Annotated in this window: 26 protein-coding genes; 9 read left to right on the top strand and 17 right to left on the bottom strand. The window is 73.3% G+C overall.

Annotation, left to right across the window (positions count from 1 at the left end):
* Positions 1–15: 15 nt before the first annotated feature.
* Both AC27IY_RS19505 and lgt read right to left on the bottom strand, forming a co-directional pair.
* Positions 16–909: a CPBP family glutamic-type intramembrane protease gene (locus AC27IY_RS19505; RefSeq protein ID WP_449950011.1), complete on the bottom strand. Its 894-nt coding sequence runs from the start codon at positions 907–909 to the stop codon at positions 16–18.
* A gap of 76 nt (positions 910–985) precedes the next feature.
* Positions 986–1,801, bottom strand: coding sequence for a prolipoprotein diacylglyceryl transferase (gene lgt, locus AC27IY_RS19500; protein ID WP_449950008.1), 816 nt, complete (start codon positions 1,799–1,801; stop codon positions 986–988).
* 112 nt (positions 1,802–1,913) lie between these two features.
* Between lgt and AC27IY_RS19495 the strand changes: the two genes are divergently transcribed.
* The 5 genes from AC27IY_RS19495 (at position 1,914) to AC27IY_RS19475 (ending at position 6,609) form a co-directional block, all read left to right on the top strand.
* Positions 1,914–3,041 carry a sensor histidine kinase gene (locus AC27IY_RS19495; RefSeq protein WP_364463212.1) on the top strand — a complete coding sequence of 376 codons (1,128 nt, stop codon included), beginning with the start codon at positions 1,914–1,916 and terminating at the stop codon, positions 3,039–3,041.
* Positions 3,038–3,673, top strand: coding sequence for a response regulator (locus tag AC27IY_RS19490; protein ID WP_449950002.1), 636 nt, complete (start codon positions 3,038–3,040; stop codon positions 3,671–3,673). The genes AC27IY_RS19495 and AC27IY_RS19490 overlap by 4 nt, the downstream gene beginning before the upstream one ends.
* A 159-nt stretch (positions 3,674–3,832) precedes the next feature.
* Positions 3,833–4,678, top strand: a complete 846-nt coding sequence (locus AC27IY_RS19485) for a peptidoglycan-binding domain-containing protein (protein WP_423477310.1) — start codon at positions 3,833–3,835, stop codon at positions 4,676–4,678.
* Positions 4,679–4,730: 52 nt separating this feature from the next.
* Entirely contained in the window at positions 4,731–5,624 is an 894-nt protein-coding gene (locus tag AC27IY_RS19480; RefSeq protein WP_344213210.1) for a peptidase inhibitor family I36 protein, read from the top strand.
* Positions 5,625–5,658: 34 nt separating this feature from the next.
* The gene (locus AC27IY_RS19475) at positions 5,659–6,609 is read left to right on the top strand and encodes a SpoIID/LytB domain-containing protein (protein WP_487178763.1); all 951 of its coding nucleotides are present in this window, start codon (positions 5,659–5,661) and stop codon (positions 6,607–6,609) included.
* A 44-nt stretch (positions 6,610–6,653) separates the two neighbouring features.
* On the opposite strand, the gene AC27IY_RS19470 is transcribed toward AC27IY_RS19475, so the two are convergent.
* Together AC27IY_RS19470 and AC27IY_RS19465 are read right to left on the bottom strand one after the other, a co-directional pair.
* On the bottom strand, positions 6,654–7,895 hold the full coding sequence (locus AC27IY_RS19470; protein ID WP_487178762.1) for an NBR1-Ig-like domain-containing protein: 1,242 nt from the start codon (positions 7,893–7,895) through the stop codon (positions 6,654–6,656).
* 118 nt (positions 7,896–8,013) lie between these two features.
* Positions 8,014–8,625: a hypothetical protein gene (locus tag AC27IY_RS19465; protein ID WP_423451808.1), complete on the bottom strand. Its 612-nt coding sequence runs from the start codon at positions 8,623–8,625 to the stop codon at positions 8,014–8,016.
* 205 nt (positions 8,626–8,830) lie between these two features.
* On the opposite strand from AC27IY_RS19465, the gene AC27IY_RS19460 reads away from it, so the two are divergent.
* The 3 genes from AC27IY_RS19460 (at position 8,831) to AC27IY_RS19450 (ending at position 10,687) form a co-directional block, all read left to right on the top strand.
* The gene (locus AC27IY_RS19460; protein ID WP_487178761.1) at positions 8,831–9,694 is read left to right on the top strand and encodes a dioxygenase family protein; all 864 of its coding nucleotides are present in this window, start codon (positions 8,831–8,833) and stop codon (positions 9,692–9,694) included.
* Between the two features lie 6 nt (positions 9,695–9,700).
* Complete coding sequence (locus AC27IY_RS19455) at positions 9,701–10,000, top strand: hypothetical protein (RefSeq protein ID WP_487178760.1); 300 nt, start codon at positions 9,701–9,703, stop codon at positions 9,998–10,000.
* 72 nt (positions 10,001–10,072) lie between these two features.
* Positions 10,073–10,687 carry a helix-turn-helix domain-containing protein gene (locus AC27IY_RS19450; RefSeq protein WP_364463185.1) on the top strand — a complete coding sequence of 205 codons (615 nt, stop codon included), beginning with the start codon at positions 10,073–10,075 and terminating at the stop codon, positions 10,685–10,687.
* Here AC27IY_RS19450 and kynU read toward each other — a convergent pair.
* Both kynU and AC27IY_RS19440 read right to left on the bottom strand, forming a co-directional pair.
* On the bottom strand, positions 10,684–11,937 hold the full coding sequence (gene kynU / locus AC27IY_RS19445) for a kynureninase (protein ID WP_449949991.1): 1,254 nt from the start codon (positions 11,935–11,937) through the stop codon (positions 10,684–10,686). The genes AC27IY_RS19450 and kynU overlap by 4 nt on opposite strands.
* Before the next feature lie 32 nt (positions 11,938–11,969).
* On the bottom strand, positions 11,970–12,782 hold the full coding sequence (locus AC27IY_RS19440) for a tryptophan 2,3-dioxygenase (RefSeq protein ID WP_449949988.1): 813 nt from the start codon (positions 12,780–12,782) through the stop codon (positions 11,970–11,972).
* Positions 12,783–12,926: 144 nt separating this feature from the next.
* Between AC27IY_RS19440 and AC27IY_RS19435 the strand changes: the two genes are divergently transcribed.
* Positions 12,927–13,364 carry an Lrp/AsnC family transcriptional regulator gene (locus AC27IY_RS19435; protein ID WP_344213229.1) on the top strand — a complete coding sequence of 146 codons (438 nt, stop codon included), beginning with the start codon at positions 12,927–12,929 and terminating at the stop codon, positions 13,362–13,364.
* On the opposite strand, the gene AC27IY_RS19430 is transcribed toward AC27IY_RS19435, so the two are convergent.
* The 11 genes from AC27IY_RS19430 to AC27IY_RS19380 are packed head-to-tail and all read right to left on the bottom strand — an operon-like array spanning position 13,348 to position 26,479.
* Positions 13,348–14,448: an alpha/beta hydrolase gene (locus tag AC27IY_RS19430; protein ID WP_487178759.1), complete on the bottom strand. Its 1,101-nt coding sequence runs from the start codon at positions 14,446–14,448 to the stop codon at positions 13,348–13,350. The two genes, AC27IY_RS19435 and AC27IY_RS19430, sit on opposite strands and share 17 nt — an antisense overlap.
* Positions 14,445–15,464 carry an LLM class flavin-dependent oxidoreductase gene (locus AC27IY_RS19425; RefSeq protein ID WP_487178758.1) on the bottom strand — a complete coding sequence of 340 codons (1,020 nt, stop codon included), beginning with the start codon at positions 15,462–15,464 and terminating at the stop codon, positions 14,445–14,447. The genes AC27IY_RS19430 and AC27IY_RS19425 overlap by 4 nt, the downstream gene beginning before the upstream one ends.
* Positions 15,461–15,793, bottom strand: a complete 333-nt coding sequence (locus tag AC27IY_RS19420; RefSeq protein WP_344213235.1) for a TIGR04076 family protein — start codon at positions 15,791–15,793, stop codon at positions 15,461–15,463. The genes AC27IY_RS19425 and AC27IY_RS19420 overlap by 4 nt, the downstream gene beginning before the upstream one ends.
* Positions 15,790–16,188 (bottom strand): DUF4440 domain-containing protein, encoded by a 399-nt coding sequence (locus tag AC27IY_RS19415; protein WP_487178757.1) that lies wholly within the window; start codon positions 16,186–16,188, stop codon positions 15,790–15,792. Before AC27IY_RS19415 ends, AC27IY_RS19420 begins: the two co-directional genes overlap by 4 nt.
* Positions 16,185–17,420 (bottom strand): amidohydrolase family protein, encoded by a 1,236-nt coding sequence (locus AC27IY_RS19410; RefSeq protein WP_423477321.1) that lies wholly within the window; start codon positions 17,418–17,420, stop codon positions 16,185–16,187. The genes AC27IY_RS19415 and AC27IY_RS19410 overlap by 4 nt, the downstream gene beginning before the upstream one ends.
* A complete protein-coding gene (locus AC27IY_RS19405; RefSeq protein WP_371252230.1) occupies positions 17,417–19,084 on the bottom strand; it encodes a hydantoinase B/oxoprolinase family protein in 1,668 nt (555 codons plus the stop codon). Before AC27IY_RS19405 ends, AC27IY_RS19410 begins: the two co-directional genes overlap by 4 nt.
* Positions 19,077–20,774 (bottom strand): hydantoinase B/oxoprolinase family protein, encoded by a 1,698-nt coding sequence (locus AC27IY_RS19400; RefSeq protein ID WP_449949974.1) that lies wholly within the window; start codon positions 20,772–20,774, stop codon positions 19,077–19,079. Before AC27IY_RS19400 ends, AC27IY_RS19405 begins: the two co-directional genes overlap by 8 nt.
* Positions 20,771–22,834, bottom strand: coding sequence for a hydantoinase/oxoprolinase family protein (locus tag AC27IY_RS19395; protein WP_487178756.1), 2,064 nt, complete (start codon positions 22,832–22,834; stop codon positions 20,771–20,773). Before AC27IY_RS19395 ends, AC27IY_RS19400 begins: the two co-directional genes overlap by 4 nt.
* Complete coding sequence (locus AC27IY_RS19390; protein ID WP_487178755.1) at positions 22,831–24,609, bottom strand: dipeptide ABC transporter ATP-binding protein; 1,779 nt, start codon at positions 24,607–24,609, stop codon at positions 22,831–22,833. The genes AC27IY_RS19395 and AC27IY_RS19390 overlap by 4 nt, the downstream gene beginning before the upstream one ends.
* The gene (locus AC27IY_RS19385) at positions 24,606–25,469 is read right to left on the bottom strand and encodes an ABC transporter permease (protein ID WP_487178754.1); all 864 of its coding nucleotides are present in this window, start codon (positions 25,467–25,469) and stop codon (positions 24,606–24,608) included. Before AC27IY_RS19385 ends, AC27IY_RS19390 begins: the two co-directional genes overlap by 4 nt.
* Positions 25,469–26,479: an ABC transporter permease gene (locus tag AC27IY_RS19380; protein ID WP_329588794.1), complete on the bottom strand. Its 1,011-nt coding sequence runs from the start codon at positions 26,477–26,479 to the stop codon at positions 25,469–25,471. The genes AC27IY_RS19385 and AC27IY_RS19380 overlap by 1 nt, the downstream gene beginning before the upstream one ends.
* Positions 26,480–26,482 lie beyond the last annotated feature (3 nt).

Raw genomic sequence — 26,482 nt, 5'->3', positions numbered from 1 at the left:
CAGGCTACCGCCGGCTCATCGGGCCGTCACGGCTTCCGTGCCCGCCGCGGCCGGAACGGGCTCCGCGGGCGGCCGGTAGCCCAGGCGGCCTCGGGTGGCGATCAGCACCACGACGGCCCCCGTGGTGCCCGCGAGGAGGGTGACCCGGGACGCCAGCTCGGGCGTGGCGAGCGTCGGGAACACCTCCGCGAAGGCCACCGACATGAAGTTGTTGACGCTGACGTGCAGCAGCATGATCAGCGGCAGGCTCTGCCCGGTCCGGTTGAAGACCCAGGTGACGACCACGTTGAAGGTGCAGCAGAACGCCACGAACTCGGCGATCCGCAGCAGGCTGACGTCCGGGTACCCGCCCCACTCCGACAGGAACAGCGGCAGGTGCCAGAGACCCCACAGCGGGCCCAGGATGATCGTGGAGCCCAGCGCGCCGAACCTGCGCTGCATGCGCGCCAGCGCGAAGTCACGCCAGCCGGGCTCCTCCGCCAGCCCGGTGGTGACCATCTGGAGCAGCAGGCTCGGGATGTAGGCCGCCAGCACGGCGGCGGGAGGGGCGGTGAACTGCCCGTCGGTCATGGCGAGGCAGGTGACGATGATGGCGGCGGGGACGCCGATGGCGGTCACCAGATACCAGACCCAGCTCACCCGCCACTTGGTCATCCGCCCCACCCACCGGCGGACGCCCTCCTTGCCCTCCGCGATCCTGGTCACGAGGTAGGCGGAGAAGATCGGGCCGAGGTAGGCGCCGGGCAGCATGCCGAGCAGCTGCGAGGTGCCGAGCAGGGCGGGGAACTCGAAGTCGAGGACCCCGGTGCCGTTCCGCGACAGGATGTACGGCAACCAGGCGACCCAGCTCAACAGGTTGGCCAGGATGAAGAAACTGAGCAGCGGGCGACGGCGGACGAAGACTGCCATGTCGGTACTTCCCTTGGGGAGCGCTTGATGGACAGTCACCAGCACACCAGCGACGCCCCCTCCCGGTCGTTCCCCCTTACGCCCCAACGGAGGTACAGCCAGGGGTACCGGGCCTGCGCGTGACGGTCAGGTACGTGAGGGCCGCGCCGAGGGTCAGCAGGGCGGTCCAGACGTTGAGGCGCAGGCCGAGGACGAGAGGGGCGGGGTCCACGCGCAGCCACTCGATCCAGGCGCGTCCGGTGGCGTAGGCCGCGGCGTAGAACGCGAAGGTCCGGCCGCGGTCCAGGTGGAAGCGGCGTTCGGCCCAGAGGACGAGCCCGGCCACCCCCAGGTCCCACAGCGACTCGTAGAGGAAGGCCGGATGGTACGTCGCCGTGGACTCCATGCCGGCCGGCCGGTGGGCGGCGTCGATCTCCAGGGCCCAGGGCAGGTCGGTCGGCCTGCCGTACAGCTCCTGGTTGAACCAGTTGCCCCAGCGGGCGATGGCCTGCCCGAGCGCGATCCCGGGCGCGACGGCGTCGGCGAAGTCGCGCAGCGGGATGCCGCGCCGGCGGCAGGCCAGCCACGCGCCGAGCGCGCCCCCGGCGACGGCGCCCCAGATGCTGATCCCGCCCTCCCAGATCGCGAAGGCGCGCAGGGGCTCGCCGCCGGGGCCGAAGTACTGCCGCCAGTCGGTGGCCACGTGGTAGAGACGCGCCCCGACCAGGCCGAACGGCACGGCCCAGGTCGCGATGTCCACGACCGCGTCGGGGTCGCCGCCGCGGGCGGCCCAGCGGCGGCGGGTGACCCAGGCGCCGACGACGATGGCGAGCACCATGAGCAGCGAGTACGCCCGAATGGGCAGCGGGCCGAGATGCCAGACGCCCTGAGGCGGGCTGGGGATGGCTGTCACACCGCCGAGTCTCGTCCCGGGGCGGCCGGGCGCGCATCGAGCGGGCCGCCGATTCCCGGGTCAGTCGACTGGTTGATGCCGGACCGCCGGACGGCTGGTTATCGTCGATCCCGTGGAGTCCTGGGAGCGGTCCCGGCGCCGGTGGCAGCACGCCTTCTTCGGGTCGTGGCTGGTGCTGACCTCGGCCGGCCCGCTGACGGAGGTGGGCCAGGCCCTGCCGGTGGCGCTCGTGGCCGGGCTGGCCGCCTGGTACGCGGTGTGGTTCGTGCTGCGCACGCCGCCGGCCGGCGAGGTGCCCCTGCCGTACGTCGCCGGCGGCGGGCTGCTCTGGCTGGGGCTGTTCGCGATCGACCGGTCGTTCCTGGTGGTCTGCCTGTGCGTGCTGGTGCCGTACTGCATGGACGCCGTGCGGATCGGGCTGGTCGCGGTGCTGTCGTGCGCCGGGGGCTGGTTGTGGCACAGCTACCACCACGGCGGGTCGATCAGCTGGACCGAGCTCGCCATCACCGTGCTGATCGCGGTCAGCGCGGCCACCTCGGTGGGCTACTTCTCCTCCGTGGCCCGGCAGAGCGCCGAGCGCAAGGAGCTGATCGACCAGTTGCAGGCCGCCCAGGAGGCGCGGGCGGCGGCCGAACGGCAGGCGGGCGTGGCCGCCGAGCGGCAGCGGCTGGCCCGCGACATCCACGACAGCCTGACCCAGGGGTTCGCCAGCGTGGTGATGCTGCTGGAGGCGGCGCAGGAGCGCTCGCCCGGCGACCGGCACCTGGCGCAGGCGTTGCGTACGGCGAGGGAGAACCTCACGGAGAGCCGCCGGGTGGTGCGGGCGCTGCGGCCGGGCGAGCTCGACGACGGCGGGCTGCCGGAGGCGCTGCGGCGGCTGTCGGGCCGGCTGTCCGACGAGACCGGCATCGACGCGCACGCCGTGATCACCGGCGCGCTGCGGCCCCTGGACGCGCAGGTCCAGGTCGAGCTGCTGCGGGTGGCGCAGGAAGCGGTCGCCAACGCCCGGCGCCACGCGCGCGCCGAGCGGGTCACGCTGACCCTGTCGTACATGGACGACCTGGTCGTGCTGGACGTCCACGACGACGGCGACGGCTTCGACCCGGGGCGGGCCGCCGCCGGCCACGGCCTGCTGATCATGTCGGAACGGATGGCGCAGCTCGGCGGCACGCTGCTCGTGGAGAGCGCGTCCGGGGAGGGCACGACGGTCGTGGCGAGCCTGCCCGTGGGGGCGCGATGAGCGCGATCCGGGTGCTGATCGCCGACGACCATCCGGTGGTCCGCGACGGCATCCGGGCGATGCTCGGGACGCAGGACGACCTGGAGGTGGTCGGCGAGGCGGTCTCCGGCGCGGACGCGGTGCGCCTGGCGCGCGAGCTGCGGCCGGACGTCACGCTGATGGACCTGCAGATGCCCGAGCTCGACGGCGCGGCGGCGATCGGCCGGATCCGCGCGGCCGACCCCGGCGCGCAGGTGATCGTGCTGACGACGTACGACACCGACGGCGACATCTCCCGCGCCATCGACGCCGGCGCGATCGGCTACCTGCTCAAGGACAGCCACCGCGAGCAGCTGTTCGCCGCGATCAGGGCGGCGGCACGGGGGGAGAGCGCCCTGTCGCCGTCGATCGCGACCCGGGTGTTGTCGTGGGCCCGCGCCGACGCGCCCGGCGCGCTCAGCGGGCGGGAGATCGAGGTCCTGGGCGCGGTCGCCCGGGGGCTGAGCAACAAGGCCATCGCCGCCCAGCTGTGCATCAGCGAGGCCACCGTCAAGACCCACCTGCTGCACGTCTTCGCCAAGCTCGGCGTCGACGACCGCACCGCCGCCGTGACCGTGGCGGCCACCCGGGGGATCATCCGCCTCGGCGGCTGACGCCACCCGGCCGCCTGTCAGACGGCGTGTAATTCCGCAGGCAGGAGCACGTCGAACAGGCTGACAACACGGATCTCCTACCGGACACGCGGGCGAGCCGCCACCTTGGACTCCGCCACCCCGGAATCGCCGCCCGGCCCCGTGAACCAGGAGTACCCGATGAAGCTGTCCTCATGCGCCGCCCTGCTCGCGGCGGCCGTCCTGATCGCCCCACTGAGTGGGGTGACCGGGGCGGCGGCGGCACAGAAGGCCGACGCTGGGGCCCTTCCGACCGTGAACATGGAAGCGGCCGTCAAGGCGGCCCAGATCGACCCGCGGCGGCCCGACAACACGCTGACCCCGGGCGCCAAGGCCGGCGTGCTCCTCGTCGAGCAGGCGCTGCGTGACCTCCGCCTGCTCGACGCGAAGTGGGTGGACGGTTACTTCGGCACCACGACGGTCACCGCCTACGCGAACTACCAGAAGTCGCTCGGCCTCAGCGGCCTCGACGCCAACGGCCTGCCGGGCAGGACGTCGCTGACCAAGCTCGGCGCCGGCCGGTTCACGGTCACCCGGGCCATCACCCCGGGCGCTCGGGTGTCCGTCGGCGGTTCCGTGCTCAACACCCGTACGCGGGACATGCTCGCGGAGGCCAAGCGGCTGCTCGGCCGGGACCTCGCGCTGGACCAGGGGTCGTACAACCCCGGCGGCGACCCCACGTCCGTCGGCACCCATGACGGCGGCGGCGTCGTCGACATCTCGGTGGACGGGATGAGCGCCGCCACCCGCACCGCCGTCGTCCGCGCGCTGCGTCTCGTCGGCTTCGCCGCCTGGCTGCGCAGCCCTCAGCAGGGCGACTGGCCCTGGCACATCCACGCCGTCGCGATCAGCGACACGGATCTGTCCAGCCAGGCCCAGCACCAGGTCGGCGACTACTACCTCGGTCTGAACGGGCTCGCCAACCGCGGCCCGGACGACGGCCCGCGGACGACCATCCGCACCTGGGAGGAGTACCGGCGGCGCTGACCCCGTACTCCGACCCGATCTCGATCTCGAACAGCACAGACAGGAGAACAGCATGAGCAAGCTCACCAGGATCCTCACCGCCACGACCGCCGCGATGGCGCTCGGCGGAGCGGTGCTCGGCACCGCGGCCCCCGCCTCGGCCGCGAGCCGCGACGGTGTCTGCGACACCGGGGAGTTCTGCTACTACTTCAACAGCAATCAGCAGGGATCGGTCTCCGACTTCACCGGTTCGATCCCCGACTACAGCACCACCCAGCCCACCTGCTACGACTTCAAGGGGGCCGGAGCAGGCAAGGGCACCTGCATCAAGAACTCCGCCGCCTCCGTCTGGAACCGCAGCGGCAAGACCGTCCGGGTCTACTTCAACACCGGCTACGCCGGCAGCTACCAGGACTTCGCCGCGGGCGCGAAGGGCAACCTGAACGCCACGCTGAAGAACCAGAACGCCTCGCACCAGTTCGGCCCGTCGTCGTCGGGGAGCGGCGGCGCCATGTCGTACTCGCTGTACTCGGCCACCGGCCGGATCACCTGCGGCTTCGACGGCTACACCTCCACCTCCGGCCGGCACGAGGGCATCGACATCGCCCGCGGCATCGGCTCCAACGTGCACGCCCTCGTGGCGGGCCAGGTCATCAACGTCGTGCGCGGCGCCACCGGCAGGGCGAACCTGTCCACGATCGCCATCTACAACTCCTCGCTGAACAAGACGGTCATCTACCTGCACTCCGCCCCGGTGTCCTCCCTGGCCGTGGGCCAGCAGGTCCGTCGCGGCCAGGTGATCGCCACCGAGTCGTGGCGCGGCGTGTCGAGCAGCTCGTCCGCGCACACCCACGTGGAGATGCGCCTCGGGCGGCAGACGCGCGCCGCCAAGAGCGTCGGCGACCCGCACCTCGACAACCCGAACCCCACCTCGTTCTGGAACTCCCAGGGCTACAGCATCCGATAACGCCCCCCGGCCGCGACCAGAAGAGGAAGACAACGTGTCCGTACGAACGGTCCGCCTGCTCTCACGGCTCGCCGCGGCCACCGCCGCGATGGCGGTCGGCGGGGCGGTCCTCACCACCGCCGCCTCCCCCGCCTCGGCCGCGAGCCGCGACGGCGTCTGCGACACCGGCGAGTTCTGCTACTACTTCAACAGCAACCACCAGGGGTCGGTCTCCGACTTCACCGGGTCGATCCCTGACTACAGCACCACCCAGCCGACCTGCTACGACTTCAAGGGGGCCGGAGCAGGCAAGGGCACCTGCATCAAGAACTCCGCCGCCTCCGTCTGGAACCGCAGCGGCAAGACCGTCCGCGTCTACTTCAACACCGGCTACGCCGGCAGCTACCAGGACTTCGCCCCCGGCGCGAAGGCCAACCTCAAAGCCACGCTGAAGAACCAGAACGCCTCGCACCAGTTCCTCAGCTCCACGTCGCCGACCGGGTGCAAGACCGACGGCACGGACACCAAGCTGCCCACGACGATCCTCGTGTACCGCACGTCCCTGGACCGCGTGGAGCGGGTGGACTTCAAGACCTACGTCAAGAACGTCCTGCCCAACGAGTGGGTGTCGAGCTGGCCTGCCGAGTCGCTCAAGGCGGGGGCGCTCGCCGTGAAGAACTTCGGCTGGTACTGGGCGCTGCACTCCAACCGCAGGACGCCGAGCGGTGAGTGCTTCGACGTCTACGACCACACCTCCAGCCAGGTGTACCAGCCCGGCTCGGCGAAGGCGACGACGAGCGCCGCCGTGGACGCGACCTGGGGCACCCGGCTGACCCGGAGCGGGAAGATCTTCCGGGCGCAGTACTGCTCCACGACGACGGCGTGCGGCAACTGGGTCGACGGCGACTGGATGTCGCAGTACGGCTCCCGCGACAAGGCCAACGCGGGCTGGAGCTACTCCAGGATCCTCCAGCACTACTACACGGGGATCACGCTCGGCTCCTGAGCCGCCGTCCCTGGTTCCCCGTCGCGCCCCGGCGTGGCGGGGAACTAGCGTGCGTCGACGATGATCTGGAAGTTGATCGGCCGGCTTCCCGGGAACAGGATCGCTCCCGAGGCGTCCACCATCTTGAACCGCACGTAGCACAGGCCCGGCTTCCTGGGCGTGGTGACGACGGTCTCGACGTCGACCGTGCCGCCGGGCGGGGTGTCCTTGATCGGCACGTCCGAGATGGTCTGGCACTGGTCGGCCTGCTGCGCGAAGTCGAGGCGGCGCAGCGAGTATCCCGTCCACGGCACGGTCCCGGCGTTCTTGAGCCGCCACACCTTGGTCACGGTCTTGCCGGCGTCGACGCGCGCGCAGTCGGGGAGCGTGACGTCCTCGATGAACTCGGCCTTGTCGCCGGGGTGCAGGGGCGGGGCCCAGGGCGGGTTGGTCGAGCGCACCGGGCAGTCGGCCGGGGACAGCGCGGCGGCCGACGATCCCGGCCCGCTCGGGGCCGGGCCGGGGTCGTCGGTCGCGGCGCCGTTGTTGAGCACGGTCACGACGACGGCCACCGCCCCGGCGACGACGACCACCGCCGCCGCCGCCAGGGCGGCCACGCGGGCCGGCCGGGATCGCCCCTTTCCGGCCGCCGGCGCGGCCGGCGACACGGGAGGGGGCACGGAAGGGGGCGGCGGGACGCCGTCCGGGGACGGGGGCGCGTCGTTCCGGGAAGGCGGTGGGGCGCCGTTCATGGGGGGCGGTGGGGCGTCGTCCGCGGATGGGGGCGCCTGCGACGCGAGGGCGAGCCGCGCAGCGCCGGGCCCGGCCGCGAGACCGTCGGACGGACGCGCCGCCCCACCGGGCAAGCGGTCCACTGCACCATCCGACGGACGCTCCGCCCCACTGGACAAGTGGTCCACTGCACCATCCGACGGACGCTCCGCCGCATCGGACAGGAGCTCCGCTCCGCCGGACGGACGAGCCGCCGCGTCGGACGGCTGCTCCACCGACGTGGCGGCGCGGGGCGCGGACTCACCGGCGCTCGCCGATCTGACCACCCGGTTGGCCTGCTCCCAGCGCTCGCGGTAGTCGGCCGGATCGGCGTCGCACGCTTTGACGAACTCGACGGTGGTCTCCCAGCTCGGGAGCCGGTTGCCTTTCGTGGCCTCGTGGAGTGTCGTGTGGGAAATCGCCCCTGACCGGCCGGACATCTCCCGGTAAGGCGGGTTGCCGACCGCGTTGCGCAATTCTCGCAAGGTCGCCGCGAAGCTCTCGATCGCCTCCGCCCGTGCACGCCTGTCGTCCACCGTGCGAAGGTAACAGCACCCACGGTCCGCCCTCAACCCGAACCGGTATCAGCACGAACGCCGGCCGGCGCTATTCGCGAACCGTGGATGCCCGTCGGTTTTGTTGCGAAATCCGGCCTCACTTGTCCCGGAAGTTCGCCACTTTCTGTTTGAAGGCTACGGCCCGCTCCCCTTTCAACACCCCGAAGCTCCCGCCTTTCAGCGGGGCGTCCTCGGGAGTGCGGAAGCCCATCTTGGTGAAGCTTTCCGCGGACTGGTCGGTCGCGGCGGTCAGGTCCACCACCCCGCTGTACGTGAGCGCGACATCCACTATCTGCCAGCCGACCCCTTGGAACGGGTTCGGCGCGGCGGCCTCGTTGACCGCGGGGCGGATGATGTTCCACGGCGCGACGGACGCCTGGTCGATTCTGAGCGAATCCGCGAGTTTGCTCACCACGGCGATGCCCTGAATCCTGCCGTCATGCTTCGTGACCAGGGAAAGGAGCTTCCCCGCGGGCACGAAATACGGCTTCGTCAGCATGTCCTTGATCGCCGTCAGCTCGTCCTTGCAGTTCTGGTAGACGGGATTGTCGGCGCTGGGGTGAGACTTGTGATACTGCAGCATCTCGGTGACGGCCGTGGCCAGCTCTTTCCGGATGGCCGGAGAATCACCGACGAATTCGGTGCAGCCCGCCGGGATGCTTTTGAACGGTTTTAAACCGCTCGGCCCGCCCTCTGGTTGCGTGCTCATGAATCCCCCTCCATCGGCACGAAGGCATTCATCGTACGACTCAGCCCGCATTTGTCCATGGTCGGCGGCCCTCGCCCGCCGCTCCTGGCAACCGGTAAGATCCGCGCGGCTGCCCTGCCGCAGAGGAGCGACACCCCTGTCCGGAGCCCTCCTGGTCGCCACCGACGGGCCGCTGACGACATACGACGTCGATCGGAGGACCACGATGACCACGACCCCTGACCCCGCGGTCGAGCGGGCGGCGGACGAGCTCACCCGGAGCGTGCTGGCGAGCTTCGACGGCGCGCCGGAGCGGCTGCGTACCCTCGCCCGGGGCCTCGTCTCCCACCTGCACGCCTTCGTGCGCGAGCACGACGTCACCGACGAGGAGTGGCGGCACGCGATCGGCTTCCTCACCCGGGCCGGGCACCTCACCAGCGACGTCCGCCAGGAGTTCATCCTGCTCTCGGACGTGCTCGGCGTGAGCAGCCTGGTCGACATCCTCGGCAACGCCCGCGCCGCCGGGGCCACGCCGTCGGCCGTGCTCGGCCCCTTCTACGTCGAGGGGCCGCCGGAGCTGCCGCAGGGCGCCGACATCTCCGGCGGGCTCGACGGCGAGCGGGTGCTGGCGGACGTCACGGTCATCGACACCGCCGGGGTCCCCGTCGCCGACGCCGTGGTGGACGTGTGGCAGGCGGACAAGGACGGCTACTACGACGTCCAGCTCCCGGACCGGGACGGGCCGGTGCTGCGGGGGCGGCTGCGCACCGACGCGGACGGGCGGCTGACGTTCTGGACGATCCTGCCGGCGCCGTACCCGATCCCCGACGACGGGCCGGTGGGCGAGCTGCTGGCCGCCGCCGGACGCCACCCGATGCGCGCCCCGCACCTGCACTTCCTGATCGCGGCCCCGGGGCGGCGCACGCTGGTCACCCAGCTCTTCGTCGAGGGCGGCGCCTATCTCGGCTCCGACGCCGTGTTCGGCGTGAAGGAGCCCATCATCGTGCCCTTCGCCGAGCAGCACGGCCCCGCGCCCGACGGGCGGCCGGGGCCGTGGCGGCGGGTGCAGTTCACCTTCCGGCTGGCCTGACGGCCCGTGGACATCATGATCGGCCGCAGCCGGGAGTCCGACCACCTGCTGATCCCGGTCCTCGGCCGCTCGTTCCCCGGCAGCGCCGACCCCTGGGACGCGAGCTGGCTGCGCACCTCCGTCCAGGTACGCGCCGGCGGCTTCACCGCCGACCTCGACGCCCGGCTCCGCCTGCCGTCCGGGACGGTGCGCGACGATCCCGCGTCCGGGAACATCCTCAGCTTCGAGATCGAGGGCCTGGACCAGACGGACCTGCCGCCGCTCGTGGCGGCGCTGCTCGCCGTGGAGGAACGGTTCCCCCTGTGAGTTGGCCGGGGGGCGTTGCGTGAAATATGTTCATGCTGCTGAACAAACCCCCCGACTGACATGGAGGTCCCGGTGGCGGCGTCGGAGGACCGGCGCGCGGACGAGCCCCGGCAGGAGCTCGTGGGCGCGCGGATGCGCGAGTTCCGCAAGGAGCGGGGGATGACGCTCCGCGACCTGGCGGCCAGGTCGGGACTGTCGATCGGGTTCCTCTCCCAGGTGGAGCGCGGGATCTCGACGATCGGGCTGGTGGCGCTGAACAGCGTCGCGGCGGCGCTCGAACGGGGGGTGTCGGAGTTCTTCGACGACTCCCCCGGCCGCCAGCCGGGGCGTGACGCCGACCGGCTGCCGACCCATTTCACGCTCACCCGGGCGGAGACGGCGGCCACCGAGTACGTGTCCGGCGCGCAGACGTACCGGATGTTGTCCGCGCGCGGCCCCAGCCTGGTGCTGGAGCCGCTGCTGGTGCACATCGCGCCGGGCGGACGGCGGGAGCCCGCGTACGGGCACGCCGGCGAGGAGTTCGCGTACGTGCTGAGCGGCGAGCTGCTGTACGAGGTGGACGGCGTGGAGCACCGGCTCTACCCCGGCGACAGCGTGCACCTGCGCTCGACCGTGCCGCACAGCATGTACAACGACACCGACCAGGTGACCACAGTGGTGTCGGTGGTCACCCCCCGGTTGTTCTAGACCAGCTCGGCGGCGAGGGCCTGGGCGGCCCGCCAGCAGTCGTGGTACGTCGAGTACAGCGGCACCGGCGCGAAGCGGATCACGTCCGGGTTGCGCACGTCGGCGAGCACCCCGTGCCGGGCGTGCAGCCGCCCGGCCAGCCCGCCCGCGTCGCCGGCGGCCACCCGCACCGAGAGCTGGGCCCCGCGCCGCGCCGGGTCGGACGGCGTGATCAGCTCGATCGGGCCGCCGTTCAGCGGGGCGAGCAGCGACTCCAGGTAGCCGGTGAGCCGGCGGCTGCGGGCGGCGAGCTCGGCCATCCCGGCCTCGGCGTGCACGGCGAGCGCGGCCCGCAGCGCGGCCAGGCCGAGGATGGGCGGCGTGGAGACCTGCCAGGCGTCGGCGGCGGGCACGTGGTCGCGGTCGGGGCGCATCTCGAAGCGGACCCGCTCGTCGGTGCCCCACCAGCCGGTCAGCCGCGGCAGTGCGGGGTCCGCGCCGCCGGCCAGGTGGCGCGCGTGCACGAAGCAGGCGCCGGGCGCTCCCGGACCGCCGTTGAGGTACTTGTAGGTGCACCAGACCGCGAAGTCGGCGTCCCAGTCGTGCAGGGAGAGCGGGACGTTCCCTGCGGCGTGCGCGAGGTCCCACCCGGCCACGGCGCCCGCCTCGTGCGCGGCCGCGGTGATGCCGGGGATGTCCAGCAGCTCGCCCGTGAGGTAGTTGATCCCGCCGAGCAGCACCAGGGCGACCTTGCCGCCCTCGGCCGCCAGGTACGCGGGGACGTCGGCGGCGGGCAGCCGGACGACCGTGCGGGCCGGGTCCAGCCCGTGCCAGGCGGCCTGCCCCGCGACCGCGTAGGAGTCGGACGGGAAGGCGGTGTCCTCGATGACGATCCGGACGCGCTCTCCCTGCGGGCGGTAGAACGTGGCCATCAGCAGGTGCAGGTTGACCGTGAGGGCGTTCATGACCACGGTCTCCTCGGGACGCGCGCCCACCAGGGCGGCCATGTCCTCGCGGAGCAGCGCCGGGTAGGTCACCCACGGCCGTTCGGCGGCGAACCACGCCTCGACGGCCTGGCCGGACCACTCGGCCAGCTCGGCCTGGACGGCCGCGGCGGCGCCCTTCGGCTGCAGGCCCAGGGAGTTGCCGGCGAAGTAGGCGGTCTCCGGGTAGGGGGAGCCGGCCGGGGCCGGCGGGATCAGGAACTCCGCGCGGCGGCCGGGGTCGGCGGCGTCGGCGGCCAGGGCGTCCTGCTCGGGGTGGGTGTTCACGCGTTCTCCATCAGGGCCAGGGGGTCGGCACGTCAGACCAGGGTGCGGGCCGACCAGAGCTCGGGGAAGATCTCGCGGCGCAGCGACCGCTCCAGCCAGCTCGCGCCGCTCGACCCGCCGGTGCCCATCTTCGCGCCCATCGCGCGCCGGACCACCACCAGGTGGCGGGTCCGCCAGCCCATGAAGTTCTCGGCGAGGTCGGTCAGCGCCTCCCCCAGCTCCCAGAGCTCGTCGCCGGGGCCCTCCTCGGCGTACACGCGGGCCCACGCCTTCTCCACCCGGGGATCGGGCTCGTACGGCTGCGCCGGGTCGCGCGTGAGCACGGACTCGGGGACGTCGTGCCCGCGGCGGGCCAGGGCGGACAGGGCGGCGTCGTACAGGCTGGGCGCGCGCAGGGCCGCCAGCAGCTCGCCGTGGACCTCGGGGTCGCCGCGGTGGACCTGGACGAGGGACGGGTTCTTGTCCCCCAGCAGGAACTCCACCTCGCGGTAGAGCGCCGACTGGAATCCCGAGCCCTCGCCGAGCGCCGGCCTGAAGGCGTTGAACTGGCGCGGCGTGAGCCGGTTCAGCGGCCGCCAGGCCGCGTTCACCACGTCGAGGTACGCGGCCGCGCGCGCGATCACGGCGGTCGCCGGGGCCGGCGCGGGCCCGCCGAGCAGCTCGATCGCCAGGCGCAGCTCGGTGCGCACCAGGCCGAAGTACAGCTCCATGACCTGCGTGGTGACCAGGAAGGCGGGCTCTTCCGGCTCGGCGGTGCGCGGTCCCGGCAGCTCGCGCAGGACGGCGGTGCCGACGTACGCGTCGTAAGGGGTGGCGTTCGCGAAGCGCAGTCTCGGGGCTTCCATCACTCCTCCTCGTTCACCTCAATGTTCACTCACGACGAACTATGCTGAAATAGCCGAACGAAGGTGATAGGGCAGGATGGGTTTACGTTCGAAAGGCGATCTCCGGTTTGCCTTTCGCCGCTGCCGAGAGTGACGGATGGTGCCATGGACGCGATGGACTGGGCGATCCTCGGCGAGCTGCAGGCCGACGCCCGGCTCTCCTACAGCGAGCTGTCGCGGCGGGTGCACCTGTCCGCCCCGGCCGTGGCCGAGCGCGTACGGCGGCTGGAGGAGACCGGGGTGATCTCGGGCTACCACGCCCACGTGGACCTCGGCCGGGCCGGACGTGAGGTGCGGGCGCTGATCCGGATGGACTGCTACGGCGCCCGCTGCGTGCTGCGCCACGAGGAGGTGCTGACCCAGCCCGAGATCGTCCAGGTGTACCGGGTGACCGGGGACACCTGCTGCCTGCTCGTCGTGGCGCTCGACTCGATGGCGCACTTCGAGCGGCTGATCGACGGGCTGTCCCACTACGGGCGGCCGTCGAGCACGATGGTGCTGTCCAGCCCCGTGGCGTGGCGGCCGGTCACCCCGCTGGCCTGAGCGCCTCCTCGACGTGGGCGGCGGTCGCGGCCCAGATGGGGGCGGCCGGGTCGATCACCGAGAAGTGGTCTCCCGGGGCCTCCAGGTAGGTGACCGGGTCGCCGGTCGCGGCGCGGGCGTAGCGGCGGTTGAAGTCCACGAGGTCCGGGTCGTCGCCGGCGCCCTGGACGACGAGCTGCGGACCGCCCAGCGGGAGCCGGGCGAGCGGGCTGGAGGCCGCGTACACCTCGGGGATCTCGGCGGACCCGCCGCCGAGCGCCAGGGCCGTCGCGCCGCCGCTCAGGTCGCGGCGGTCGCACTCCACCAGGTCCACCAGGCCGGCCAGGGAGACGGCGAGCGCCGGGCCCCGCCCGGCCGCCCACAGGTCGGCGGCCAGGCGCAGCGCGAGCTGACCGCCCGCCGAGTGGCCGATCACCGCGACGCGGTCCTGGTCGACGTCCGCGCCGAGGGTCTGAAGGGCGTGGTACGCGGCGGCGACGTCCGACACGGTGGCGTCCCAGCCGTGGCGGTCCGGGCGGCGGTACTCCACGTTCCAGGCGGCGAACCCGCGGGCCGCCAGGTCGGCGGCGAGCGCGTCCATGAGGTCGGCGGCCCAGCGGGTCCGGTAGAAGCCGCCGTGCAGCAGCATCGCGACCGGCGCGGGCCGCGCGTCCGGCAGGAGCAGCTCGGCGTACTGGTCGGGGAGGGGGCCGTAGGTGAGGCGGCGCGGGCGGTGGGTCACCCGGTGCGCCGCGGCCCGTACGGCCCAGGTGAGGCCGTTGACGCCGCGCCCGTACAGGTGGAGCGCGCCACCCGCCTGGTGCGGGCCGGTCCTCGCGAGATCCAGCCAGACCAGCCGTTCGCGGTAAGCCCGTGGCGGCTCCATCAGGGCGCGCACCTCGGGATCGGCTCCGGGCAGGGCGACGACGGCGTGCTCCGGCTCGGCCCCGGCGGCGTCCAGCGCGGCCGCGAACGACGCGGCATCCGGCGGCTCGACCAGCCGCCCGGCGACCCCGAGCGCGGCGAACTCCCGCTCGGCCAACTCCGCCAGCAGCTCACGGTCCGCCGCCAGCCCGTCCGCGACCAGCACGGTCACGCGGGTCATGGTGTCGCCTCTCTCAGCATCGGTGCTACCTCCGTGGCGATGAGCAGGACCCCCTCATCGTCGGTGAGCCCGTGCGGGGTGCCGAACTCGACCCGCCGCACCCCCGCCTCGATCAGCCGCCACGCCTGCGCGGCCACCTGCTCGGGAGTGCCCGAGAACGCGAACAGGTCCAGCAGGTCGTCCGGGATCAGCCGGCCCGCCGCGTCGTCCCGTCCGGCCGCGACCTCGGCCTTGACCCGCGCCAGCAGGTCGGCGGGCACCTCGGCCGTGGGGTCCAGCTCGGCCACGACCGCCAGGTACATGGCGACCTCCCGACGGGCCTTCGCGCGGGCGGCCTCGCCGTCGGCGGCGACGACGGTGACCGCGCCGAGCACGATCCCGACGTCGTCCACGGACCGCCCCGCCTCCTCGGCCCCGGGACGCAGGCGGTCGCGCACGACCGGCACCATCGCCGGGTTGGCGCTCCCGCCGACCTTGATCTCGTCGGCGACCCGCCCGGCGAGCGCCGCGCCGCGCGGCCCCCAGGCGCCGATGAGCAGCGGCGGACGGGCCCGGCGCACGGGGTAGCGCAGGGCGGTGCCGGGCGCGAGACTGAACAGCTCGCCCACGAAGCCGGACGTGTCGCCCGCGAGCAGCCGCCGCACGACCTCGGCGCACTCGGCCAGCGCGGTGAGCGGGCGCGGCTGCGCGATCCCGACCTCGCCCAGCCAGGTCCCCCGGGCCAGCCCCAGGTACGCCCGCCCGCCGGAGGCGAGGTCGAGCGCGGCGAGCTGGCCGGCGATCTCGTACGGCGCCATCGAGTACGGATTGAGGCAGGCCGGCCCGAGCCGCACCCGCGAGGTGGCGGCGGCGATCTCCAGCAGCGGGAAGATCGGCGGCTGGTACATCAGGTCGCCGAACACCGACACCACGTCGATGCCGTTCTCCTCGGCGAGCCGCCCGAGCCTGGCGTAGTCCCCGGCCTGCTTGTCGCTCTGCAGGCCGATGCCGATCTCGAAGTCCACGGGTCCGCTCACGTCAGGTCCGCCGAGTTCATCGGACGCCGCCGCACCCGCTCGACCCGCATCGTCAGCCGCTCCTCCGGGTCCGGGCAGCAGAACAGGGTGTCCCGCTCCAGCCAGTCCCCCGCCCCCAGGTCGCGCTGCTTGGCCGCGAGGAACGGCAGGACGCTGGCGAGCGCCCACACGCAGAAGTGCCGGCCCTCCGGCAGCCGCAGGTGGGCGCTGTTCTCCAGCTCGAAGTAGTCGCCGACGGCCATCCCGCAGACCGAGCGGCCCTCGATGGCGTCGACGGTGACCCGCAGGTCGTACAGCTCCATGTCCGGCTCGGGACCCGCCCCGGTCACGGCTCGCTCACCAGCTCGGCGTGGTGGTGGGCGATCAGCCAGCGGCCCCGCGTGTGCCGGAGCACGTCGGTGACCCTCGTGTGCTGGGCGGGCGCGCCGTGCGGCTCGGCGACCAGGACGTACCTGGCCACGCCGACCTCGCCCCAGACGTCGATGTGCTTGTCGCGGGCGGTGAGCGTGTCCATGACCGGGCGGCGGCCGGAGCCGTCGCGGGCGTCGCGGTAGGCGTCCAGCTCGGCGCGGGTGCGCAGCGGGCCGGGGAGGTGGGTCTCCCAGGTGGTCACGTCGGGGTGCAGGTGGGAGTCGAAGCGGGCGCGGTCGCCGGCGACGAACGCGGCGTACATGTCGTCGATCGCGGCGGCGATGGCCGCCGCGGCGCCCTGGACCAGGGTCATGCTGCCTTCCTTTCCGAGCGGACGACCTGGCCGCCCTTCATCACCCAGCGGACGCCCCGGTACGCCGACGCCGACGCCAGCGGGTCCTCGTCCATCGCGACGAGGTCGGCGTAGCGGCCGGGCTCGACGGTGCCGATGTCCGCCTCGGCGCGCAGCCAGCGGGCGGGGCCGAGGGTGGCGGCGTAGAGCGCGCGGGCGGGGCCGATGACCTCGGCCATGTGCTCCAGCTCCCGTACGGTCGCGTTGGTGCCCTCGAACCCCCAGAACGGCGGCATGTCGCTGCCGAGCAGCACCTCCACCCCGGCGGTGACGGCGGTGGCGAAGCTCTCCAGGTGCTCGGGCCCGGCGTTGAGCGAGCGGCACTGCATCCATTCCGGCACGCCGAGCTCGTCGAAGAACTCCTTGCAGCGGGTGACGAGCAGGGTGGGCACCAGCGCGGTGCCGCGCTCGGCCATCTGGGCGGCGACCTCGGGGGTGAGCTGGTAGCCGTGCTCCACGCAGTCGAGGCCGAGCGCCACGGCCTGGGCGATCACGGCGGCCGGCCCGGCGTGGGCGGTGACCTTGCGGCCCCAGGCGTGCGCGGTCTCGATCACCGCGGCCATCTCGTCGGCGAAGAGCTGCGGCGTGTCGATCGACTCGTGCCGCCCGGCGATGCCGCCCGAGATCATGACCTTGATGAGGTCGGCCCCGGCCTTGATCTGGGAGCGGACGCCGCGCCGCAGGCCGTCGGCGCCGTCGCACTCCAGGGTGTCGCTGCCCTCGTGGCCGTGCCCGCCGGTGCAGACGAGCGCCCGCCCGGCGGTGAAGATGCGGGGGCCGGGCACCCGGCCGGCCTCGATGGCGCGGCGCAGCGCGAAGTCGGCATGGTCCTTCTCGGCCACGCAGCGCACGGTGGTGACGCCGCAGTCGAGGGTGCGGCGGGCGCCGTCGGCCATGTAGAGGGCCAGCTCGTGCGGGTTCATGTCCTTGACCTGGTCGCCGGCGGTGCCGGGGAGGGACAGGGACAGGTGGGTGTGCATGTTGACCAGGCCGGGGGTGACGTACGCGCCGCCGAGGTCGAGGTGGGCGACCTCGCCGGGCACCGCGTCGGCGGCGGCGAGGACGTCCTCGCGGCGGCCCACGTCCACGATGCGCTCGCCCCTGACGAGGATGCCGGCGTCGGGGACGGGGTCCGCTCCCGTGGCCGCCCGGCCGTCGGCCACGGTGCAGCCGGTGATGACGACCGTGTTCATGGTGCTCCTTCCAGCAAGCCGTAGATGTCGCGGGCGGCCTCGGGCGAGACGTAGCCCTCGGCGACGTCGCGGCGCACCGCCTCGGGGTCGCGCCCGCGCGGGTCGCCGTGCCCGCCGCCGCCCGCCGTCAGCAGCGTCACGCGGTCGCCGGGTTCGACCTTCACCCGTTTGGTGCTGACCCGGGCCTCCCGGTCGGTGCCGGGGAAGACGATCACCTGGTTCGGGTCCGGCTCCAGGCCGCCGTCCAGCGCCCAGGGCCGCGAACGGGTCTTCTTGATCACCGACAGGAACTCGCCCGGCGTGGTGAACCGGATGTCCCGCCGCAGGCCGACGCCGCCCCGGTGGCGGCCCGCGCCGCCCGAGTCCGTACGCAGCTCCAGCCGCTCGAAGAACATCCCCGTCCGCGCCTCCAGCACCTCGACGGGCGTGTTGCGGGCCTGCGTCTGGGCCGGGTGGTTGGCCGGTCCGATGCCGTCGTGGGCGGGCGTGCCGCCCCAGCCCACAGCGTCGTTGTTGCTGACGGCGAAGAGCCGCCCGGTGTCCGGGTGCGTGCCGACCATCATGAAGCCGGGCACGTCGCCGCCGGACGAGGCGGGCAGCCGGTCCGGCATGCCCTGCGCCAGCGCCTTGTAGATCAGCTCCAGCGCGACCGTCCCCGTCCACTGGGTGAACGTGGCCGCGGGGTAGACGGCGTGGAACAGCGTGCCGGGCTCGGCGCGCACCTCAAGCGGCGCGAAGTGGCCCGCGTTGGTCTGCTCCCAGGGGGTGGTGATCGCCTTGAACGCGATGCGGCAGGTGGCGATGGTGGCGCCGAGCGGCAGGTTGACCGGTCCGCGCGTCATTCCGGAGGAGCCGGCGAAGTCGACGACGAACCGGCCGTCGGCGACCGTCACGGTGACCCGCATCTTCACCGGCTCGTCGGTGACGCCGTCGTCGTCCAGCCAGTCCTCGGCGGTCCAGGTGCCCTGGGGCAGCGCGGCGACGGCGTCGGCGGCCGAGCGGGCGGCGGCCTCGACGGCCCGGTCCACGGCGGCCTCGACGAGCGGGGTGCCGTAGCGGGCGTGCAGCTCGGCCAGGCGGCGCTCGCCGGTGCGCAGGGCGGCGACCTGGGCGTGCAGGTCGCCGATGACGAGGTCCGGCATGCGGGAGTTGAACCGGATCAGCTCGTGGATGTCCCGGACGGGCTCCCCACGGGAGAACACCTTCGTCCCGGGGAAGATCAGCCCTTCCTGGTGCATGTCCGTCGAGTCCAGGACATAGCCGGGGTCCTTGGCACCCAGGTCCATCCAGTGGGCCCGGACGCACACGAAGCCCAGCAGCCCGGCTTCCCCGTGCACGGGCGCGAACAGGGTGGCGTCGTAGGAGTGGGCCGCGTTCCAGTACGGGTAGTTCAGCAGCACCACGTCGCCGGGGTGCAGGTTGTCGCGGCCCACGTACTCCACGCCCTTGCGGATGGAGTGGTCGTTGGCGCCGAGGAACCGGCTGAGCCCGGTGGCCTCGGCGATCAGCCGGAGGTCGGTGTCGTAGACCGAGATGCCGTAGTCGCGCACCTCGTAGATGACGGGGTTGAAGGCCGTGCGTTCCAGCGTGGCCCGCATCTCCTCGGCGACCGCGACCAGGTGGCAGCGCACGACCTCGGCGGTCGCGCCGTCCAGGTCAGGCATCGTCCACGCCGTAGACCTCGCGGGCGGCCTCGGGCGAGACGTAGCCCTCGGCGACGTCGCGACGGACCGCCTCGGGGTCGCGTTCGCGCGGGTCGCCGTGCCCGCCGCCGCCCGCCGTCAGCAGCGTCACCCGGTCGCCGGGCTCGACCTTGACCCGCTTGGTGCTGACCCGGGCCTCCCGGTCGGTGCCGGGGAAGACGATCACCTGGTTCGGGTCCGGCTCCAGGCCGCCGTCCAGGGCCCAGGGCCGCGACCGGGTCTTCTTGATCACCGACAGGAACTCGCCCGCCGTGGTGAACCGGATGTCCCGCCGCAGGCCGACGCCGCCCCGGTGGCGGCCCGCGCCGCCCGAGTCCGTACGCAGTTCCAGCCGCTCGAAGAACATCCCCGTCCGCGCCTCCAGCACCTCGATCGGGGTGCTCCGCCCGGCGCTGCCGGAGACGTGGGTGGCCGCGTTCATGCCGTCGTGCTCCGGCGTGGCGCCCCAGCCGACCAGGTCGTTGTTGCTGACCGCGAAGAGCTGGCCGGTGTCCGGGTGCGTGCCGACCATCATGAAGCCGGGCACGTCGCCGCCGGAGGAGGCGGGCAGCCGGTCCGGCATACCCTGCGCCAGCGCCTTCAGGATGAGCTCCACCGCCACGATGCCGGTCCACAGCGTGAACGTGGGCTGCGGGTAGACGGCGTGGAACAGCGTGCCGGGCTCGGCCAGCACCTCCAGCGGGACCGTCGTGCCGTGGTTGGACGGCTCGTCGGGCGAGGTCAGCGACTTGAGTATGACCTTGCAGAGGGCGACGGTGGCGCCGAAGGGCATGTTGATCGGGCCGGGCGTGGCCTGCGCGGAGCCGGCGAAGTCGACGGTGAAGCGGTCGTCGGCGACCGTGACGGTGACCCGCATCTTCACCGGGTCCTCGGTGATGCCGTCGTCGTCCACCCAGTCCTCGGCGGTCCAGGTGCCGTGCGGCAGCGCGGCGAGCGCGGCGCGGGTGCGGGCCTCGCCGTCCTCGATCATGCGCTGCACGGCGGCGTCCACGGTGGGCCGGCCGAACTTGTCGATGATCTCCAGCAGCCGGCGCTCGCCGGTGCGCAGGGCCGCGACCTGGGCGTGCAGGTCGCCGATGACGAGGTCCGGCATGCGGGAGTTGAACCGGATCAGCTCGTGGATGTCGCGGACGGGCTCACCACGGGAGAACACCTTGGTGCCCGGAAAAATCAGCCCTTCCTGGTGCATGTCCGTCGAGTCCAGCACGTAGCCGGGGTCCTTGGCACCCAGGTCCATCCAGTGCGCCCGGACGCACAGGAAGCCGACCAGCGTCCCGTCGGCCGCCTCGTCCGCCGGGTCCGGCTGGAACACCGGCGCGAACAGCGTCGCGTCGTAGGCGTGGGCCGCGTTCCAGTACGGGTAGTTCAGCAGCACCACGTCGCCGCGGTGCAGGTTCTCCCTGCCCACGTACTCGACGCCCTTGGCGAGGGAGAAGTCGTTCGCGCCGAGGAAGAACGTCAGCCCGGTCGCCTCGGCGATCAGCCGCAGGCCGGCGTCGTACATCGACAGGCCGAAGTCGTGCACCTCGTAGATGACCGGGTTGAACGAGGTGCGGATCAGGGTCGCGCGCATCTCCTCGGCCGCCGCCAGCAGGTAGCTGCGCACCACCTCGGCCGTCGCGCCGTCCAGCCGCACGTTCGCCTCGCTCATGAGCGCACCTCCGGGGTGAGGGTGACCAGCAGGTGGCCGAAGGGGTTCACCTGGACCCGCTGCCCGGAGTGCACGACCGTGGTGGAGGTGCCCTCGTCGATCAGGGCGGGGCCGTCCAGGACGTCGCCGGGCTCCAGCTTGGCCCGGTCGTACACGGCGAAGGACGTCACCTCGCGGGCGCCGAAGTCGAAGGCGTCGCGCGAGCCGATGCGGGCCCGCGCCGGGTTGGGGTCGCCCGGCTCGTACGCCGGCAGCTCCGGCTTGTCGATCCGGCCGATGCCGCGCACCCGCAGGTTGAGAATCTGCAGCCGGTTGTCCATGACGTGCCCGTACCGGGCGTGGTGCAGCTCCTCGAACGCGGCCCGCACCGCGTCCGGCCGCAGGTCGCGGCCGACGGGGACGGTCAGCGAGTGCTCCTGGCCGAGGTAGCGCACCTCCATGGCGCGTTCGAGCACGGCTTGGCCGGCGGGGATCGCCTGCGCGGCCAGCGAGGCCGCCGCCGCCGACTCGGCCTCGGCGAACACCGCCTCCAGCGCGTCGAGGTCGGCGTCGTCCAGCGTCGTCATGACCGTACGCGACACGTCGTCCACGATGTCGGCCGTCAGCATGCCCCACGCGGAGAACCCCGACGGCGCGAACGGGACGATCACCTCGGGAATGCCCATCTCGCGGGCGAGCAGCGGAGCCAGCAGCGGCCCCGCGCCGCCGAACGCCAGCAGCGAGAACACCCGCGGGTCGTGGCCCCGCTCGACCGTGATCTGCCGCACCGCGCCGACCGTCTTGGCCAGCAGCACGTCGAAGACGCCCGCCGCGGCCGCCTCGACGGCGAGGCCGAGCGGCTCGGCGATCTGCTCGCGCAGCGCGTCCCTGGCCGCCTCGTCGTGCAGGCGCATGTCGCCGCCGAGGAACCGGTCGGGGTCCACGTAGCCGAGGGCGACGGCGGCGTCGGTGACCGTCGGCCGGTCGCCGCCGCGCCCGTAGCAGACCGGTCCTGGGACGGCGCCCGCGCTCTGCGGGCCGACCTTGAGCAGGCCCCGGTCCAGGTAGGCGATCGAGCCGCCGCCCGCGCCGATCGTGCGGATGTCGTAGGCGGGGATGAGCAGCGGGAACTGCTCCAGCTTGGCCTCGTACGCCGCCACGGCCTGACCCCGCTCGATCACGCAGGTGTCGAGCGACGTGCCGCCGATGTCGAAGGTCAGCAGGTTGTCCCGGCCGAGCGCGGCGGCCACGTACGCGGCCCCGGCGATCCCCCCGGCCGGGCCGGACAGCACGGTGTGCATGGGCGAGGTCTTCGCCACGGCCGAGGTCATCGACCCGCCGCCGGAGCGCATGATGAGGAACCGTCCGGCGAAGCCGTCCTCGGCGAGGCCGGACTCCAGGCGGTCCACGTAGCGCTCGAAGATGGGGCGGATGTAGGCGTCGAGCACGGTGGTGCTGGTGCGCTCGTACTCGCGGTACTCGCGCACGATGTCCGTGGACACCGAGACGGTGACCTCCGGGTACGCCTCCCGCACCAGCTCGGCCGCGCGCAGCTCGTGCTCGGGGTTGAGGTAGGAGTGCAGGAAGCACACGGCAATTGTGCGCACCCCCTGCTCCTCGACCAGGATCCTGGCCGCCTCCCGCACGTCGCCCGGGTCCAGCTCCTCCACCACGCGGCCCTTGTAGTCGAGCCGCCCGCGCACGCCGATCGTGGCGGCGCGGCGGACCAGGCTCTCGGGGCGCTGGTACTGGAAGTCGTACATGTGGTCGGCGGGCACGTTGCCGCGCCCCAGCAGGAAGATGTCGCGGAAGCCCGCGTTGGCGATGATGCCGGTGGGCTCGCCGCGCCGCTCCAGCACCGCGTTCAGCCCGAGCGTGGTGCCGTGGATGAACAGCTCCACCTCCGCCGGGTCGGTGCCGAGCAGGCCGACGGCGGCGAGCACCCCCTCCCAGGGGCGGGCGGGCGTCGTCGGGGACTTGCGGAAGCGGACCGCGTGGGTGCGCGTGTCCAGCTCCATGGCGTCGACGAACGTGCCGCCGATGTCGACGGCCAGCCTGATCGCGGGCATGGGATGCGTCACCTCTCTGGTCCTTCTCGATCCGGCGGGTCCGGGAGCTCGTGGGCGCGGCGGCAGGCGACGCTGACCGGGCCGAGGATCCGCAGCTCCTGCTCCTCGGCCCGGCAGACGTCCTCCGAGTACGGGCAGCGCGGCGCGAGCGCACAGCCCGCGCCGGGAACGGCCTCCTCGGGGTCCTTGGTCAGGCTCACGCCCGCGCCGTCCACCCGCCCGCCGAGGGTGGGGGCGGCGGCGAGCAACGCCTTCGTGTACGGATGCCGGGGCCGCGCGAAGACCTCCTCGACCGGCCCTTCCTCGACGATCCGCCCCAGGTAGAGCACCACCACCCGGTCGCAGACCCCGCGCACGGTGGCGAGGTCGTGCGAGATGAACACCGAGCCGCGGCCCCGCTCGGCCGTCACCTCGCCGATCACCTTGAGGATCTGCGCCTGCACGGTCACGTCGAGGGCGGAGGTGGGCTCGTCGAAGACGACGAGGTCGGGCTCGCCGGCCAGCGCCCGCGCGATGCCGACGCGCTGCGCCTGGCCGCCGGACAGCTCGTGCGGGCGCCGGGTGGCGTACGTGCCGTCGAGGCCCATCCGCTCCAGCGCCGCCGTGACCAGGCGGGCCCGTTCAGGGGCCTTGATCCCGGCGGCGCGCAGCGGCTCGGCCACGGCGTCGGCGACGGTGCGGCGCGGGCTGAGCGAGCCGATCGGGTCCTGGAAGACGAGCTGGGCCCGCCGCCGCAGGTCGCGCAGCTCCCGGCCGCGCAGTTTCGACGGCTCGCGCCCGGCCAGGGTGACCGTGCCGCGCGACGGGGCGATCAGGCCGAGCATGAGGCGGGCCAGGGTGCTCTTACCGCTGCCGCTCTCGCCGACGACGCCGACCGTCTCGCCCGCGCGCACGCTCAGGCTGACGCCGCGCAGCGCGTGGTGGCCGCCGGAGCCGAAGCGGCTGCCGTACACGACGTGGGCGTCCTCGATCCGCACGACCTCGTCCCCAGGGGTGGCGGCAGTGCGGGCGGCCGGTCTGGTGACGTCGGGGACGGCCGCCAGCAGCGCGCGGGTGTAGGGGTCGGCGGGGGCGGCCAGGACGTCGGCGGCCGGGCCGTGCTCGACGACCTCGCCCGCGTTCAGCACCACCAGCCGGTCGCAGACGCGGGCGATGGAGGCGAGGTCGTGGGAGATCAGCAGCACGCCCCTGCCCTCCTCGTCGGCCGCCTCGCGGAAGCGCCGCAGGATCTCGCGGGTGAGGGTGACGTCCAGGCCGGTCGTGGGCTCGTCGGCGATGAGCAGGCCGGGGGCGCAGCCGGTGGCGAGGGAGATCATGACCCGCTGGGCCTGGCCGCCGGAGAGCTCGTGCGGGTAGTGGTCGAAGCGCCGGGCCGCCGACCTGATGCCGACGCTCTCGAACAGGGCGACCGCCGCCGTACGCGCCTCGGCGGCGGCCACGCCCTGGTGCGCGGTCAGGCGGTCGGTGAGCTGGCGGCCGATGGAGCGGGTCGGGCTGAGCGCGCCGCGCGGGTTCTGGAAGCAGATCGCCGCGCCGCCGCCCCGGTGCGCCGCGAGCGCCGCGGCGTCCATCGTCAGCACGTCCGCGCCGTCGAACAGGACCTCGCCGGTGGCGCGGGCCGCGCCCGGCAGGAGGCCGACGATCGAGCGGGCGATCATGCTCTTGCCGCCGCCGCTCTCCCCCACGAGGCCGACGACCTCGCCGCGGCCGACCGTCAGGTCCACGCCCTTCAGCGCCTGGACCTCGCCGATGGTGACCCGCAGGTCCCTGATGTCGAGCAGGCTCACCGTACGACCCCCGCCCGCTCCTGCAGCCCCTCGCCGAGCAGGCTGAACCCGAGCACGCTGACCAGCAGGAACAGGCCGGGCGGCACCGAGGTCCACCAGCGCCCCGCGACCACGTCCGACGTGCCGAGGCTGATCATGGCTCCCCACTCGGCGGCCGGCACGGTGACGCCGAGGCCGAGGAAGGACAGCCCGGCGAGGGTCAGCATGGCCCAGCCGCAGTTCAGCGGCGCGATGACGCGGACCGGGGTGAGGCTGTTGGGCAGCACGTGCCGCCACAGGGTGCCGAGCCCGGACGCGCCCGCGGTCCGCGACGCCTCCACGAACGGCAGCTCGCGCACCGTGCGCACCTCGGCCCGTACGAGCCGGGCGTAGGCGGGGGCGTTGACCAGGGCGACCACCAGGATCAGGTTGCCCGCGCCGCCGCCGAGCAGGGCCGCGACCGCGAGCGCCAGGATGAACGCGGGAAACGCCTGGAAGACGTCGAGGACCCGCATGAGCACGTCGTCCACCCGGCCGCCGCGGTAGCCGGCGAGCAGCCCGAGCGCGGTGCCGAGCACCACGGCGAGGGCCACGGAGGCGATCGCCACGCCCAGGTCGAGGCGGCCCGCGTACAGCACCCGGCTGAGGATGTCCATGCCGTTGACGTCCGTGCCGAGCGGGTGCGCCCCGCCGGGCGGCGCCAGCGAGGCCGTCGGGTCGATCTCCTCGGGGCCCCAGCGGACCAGCAGCGGGCCGATCAGCACGGCGAGCGCGACCAGGCCGAGGAGCGCCGACCCGGCCCTGATCAGCGTGGTCGCGAAGCGCCGGTCCGCGGCGGCGCGCGGCGGACCGGCGTCGGCCGCGGCGGTCAGGTCGGCCATCAGATCCTCACTCTCGGATCGAGCACGGCGTGCACCACGTCGGCGATCAGGAAGATCAGCGTGTAGCAGAGCGCGATCACCACGACGGACGCCTGCACCACCGGGTAGTCCCGGTACAGCAGGCCGCGCAGCGCCCACTGCCCGAAGCCCTGCCAGGAGAAGACGTACTCGACCAGCACCGTCGAGCCGATCGCGAAGCCGAACACGAGCGCCGCGAGTGCGGGCAGCCGCACCAGCGCGGCCCGGGTGAGGTAGCCGCGCAACAGCGTCCGCGCGGACAGGCCGTGCGCGGCCGCCGCCTGGTACGCCTCCGACCCCAGCACCTCCAGCGCCGAGGCCCGCACGCTGCGCAGCAGCGGCGCGACGATGACGACGACCATGGTCAGCACCGGCAGCACGAGGTGCCCGGCGGCCGAGGCGAACGCCGGGCCGTTGCCGGTGAGCGCCGCGTCCAGCAGGTCCGCCCCGGTGATGAGGGTCAGGTCGGTGTCCGGATCGACCCGGCCGCTCGGCGCGGGCACCCAGCCGAGGACGCTGTAGGCGAGCAGGATCAGCACCAGGCCGAGCCAGAACTCCGGCAGCGAGTTGCCCACCAGGGCGAGCACCCGCAGCGTGTGGTCACCGGCCCGCCCGGCCCGCCGCGCCGACCAGATGCCGAGCGCGGTGGCGAGCAGCGTGGCGATCACCACGGCGAGCACGACGAGCTCCATCGTCGGCCCGACCCGGACCGCCATCTCGCCCGCCACGGACGCGCCGCTCTGGATGGAGGTGCCGAGGTCGCCGCTGAACAGGCCGCCCACGTAGTCGAGGAACTGCCGCCACAGCGGCTGGTCCAGCCCGTAGCGGGCGCGGGCCGCCGCCGCGTCGGCCTCGGTCGCATTGGGGCCGAGGATGGTGCGGATCGGATCGCCCGGCAGCACGCGGACCAGCACGAACGTCACCACGATGACGCCGAGCAGCACGGGCACCGCCTGGAGCAGGCGCCGGGCGGTGAACCGGGCGATCCGCACGGG

The sequence above is a fragment of the Nonomuraea sp. B208 genome (assembly GCF_057536035.1).
This window is presented reverse-complemented; position numbering and strand designations above follow the sequence as displayed.

Excerpts from the sequence above, each read along its gene's own strand:
- AC27IY_RS19505 (WP_449950011.1), bottom strand. The coding sequence starts at position 909 with ATGGCAGTCTTCGTCCGCCGTCGCCCGCTGCTCAGTTTCTTCATCCTG.
- AC27IY_RS19490 (WP_449950002.1), top strand. The coding sequence starts at position 3,038 with ATGAGCGCGATCCGGGTGCTGATCGCCGACGACCATCCGGTGGTCCGC.
- AC27IY_RS19485 (WP_423477310.1), top strand. The coding sequence starts at position 3,833 with ATGAAGCTGTCCTCATGCGCCGCCCTGCTCGCGGCGGCCGTCCTGATC.
- AC27IY_RS19480 (WP_344213210.1), top strand. The coding sequence starts at position 4,731 with ATGAGCAAGCTCACCAGGATCCTCACCGCCACGACCGCCGCGATGGCG.
- AC27IY_RS19465 (WP_423451808.1), bottom strand. The coding sequence starts at position 8,625 with ATGAGCACGCAACCAGAGGGCGGGCCGAGCGGTTTAAAACCGTTCAAA.
- AC27IY_RS19460 (WP_487178761.1), top strand. The coding sequence starts at position 8,831 with ATGACCACGACCCCTGACCCCGCGGTCGAGCGGGCGGCGGACGAGCTC.
- AC27IY_RS19440 (WP_449949988.1), bottom strand. The coding sequence starts at position 12,782 with ATGGAAGCCCCGAGACTGCGCTTCGCGAACGCCACCCCTTACGACGCG.
- AC27IY_RS19435 (WP_344213229.1), top strand. The coding sequence starts at position 12,927 with ATGGACGCGATGGACTGGGCGATCCTCGGCGAGCTGCAGGCCGACGCC.
- AC27IY_RS19430 (WP_487178759.1), bottom strand. The coding sequence starts at position 14,448 with ATGACCCGCGTGACCGTGCTGGTCGCGGACGGGCTGGCGGCGGACCGT.
- AC27IY_RS19415 (WP_487178757.1), bottom strand. The coding sequence starts at position 16,188 with ATGACCCTGGTCCAGGGCGCCGCGGCGGCCATCGCCGCCGCGATCGAC.
- AC27IY_RS19410 (WP_423477321.1), bottom strand. The coding sequence starts at position 17,420 with ATGAACACGGTCGTCATCACCGGCTGCACCGTGGCCGACGGCCGGGCG.
- AC27IY_RS19405 (WP_371252230.1), bottom strand. The coding sequence starts at position 19,084 with ATGCCTGACCTGGACGGCGCGACCGCCGAGGTCGTGCGCTGCCACCTG.
- AC27IY_RS19400 (WP_449949974.1), bottom strand. The coding sequence starts at position 20,774 with ATGAGCGAGGCGAACGTGCGGCTGGACGGCGCGACGGCCGAGGTGGTG.
- AC27IY_RS19385 (WP_487178754.1), bottom strand. The coding sequence starts at position 25,469 with ATGGCCGACCTGACCGCCGCGGCCGACGCCGGTCCGCCGCGCGCCGCC.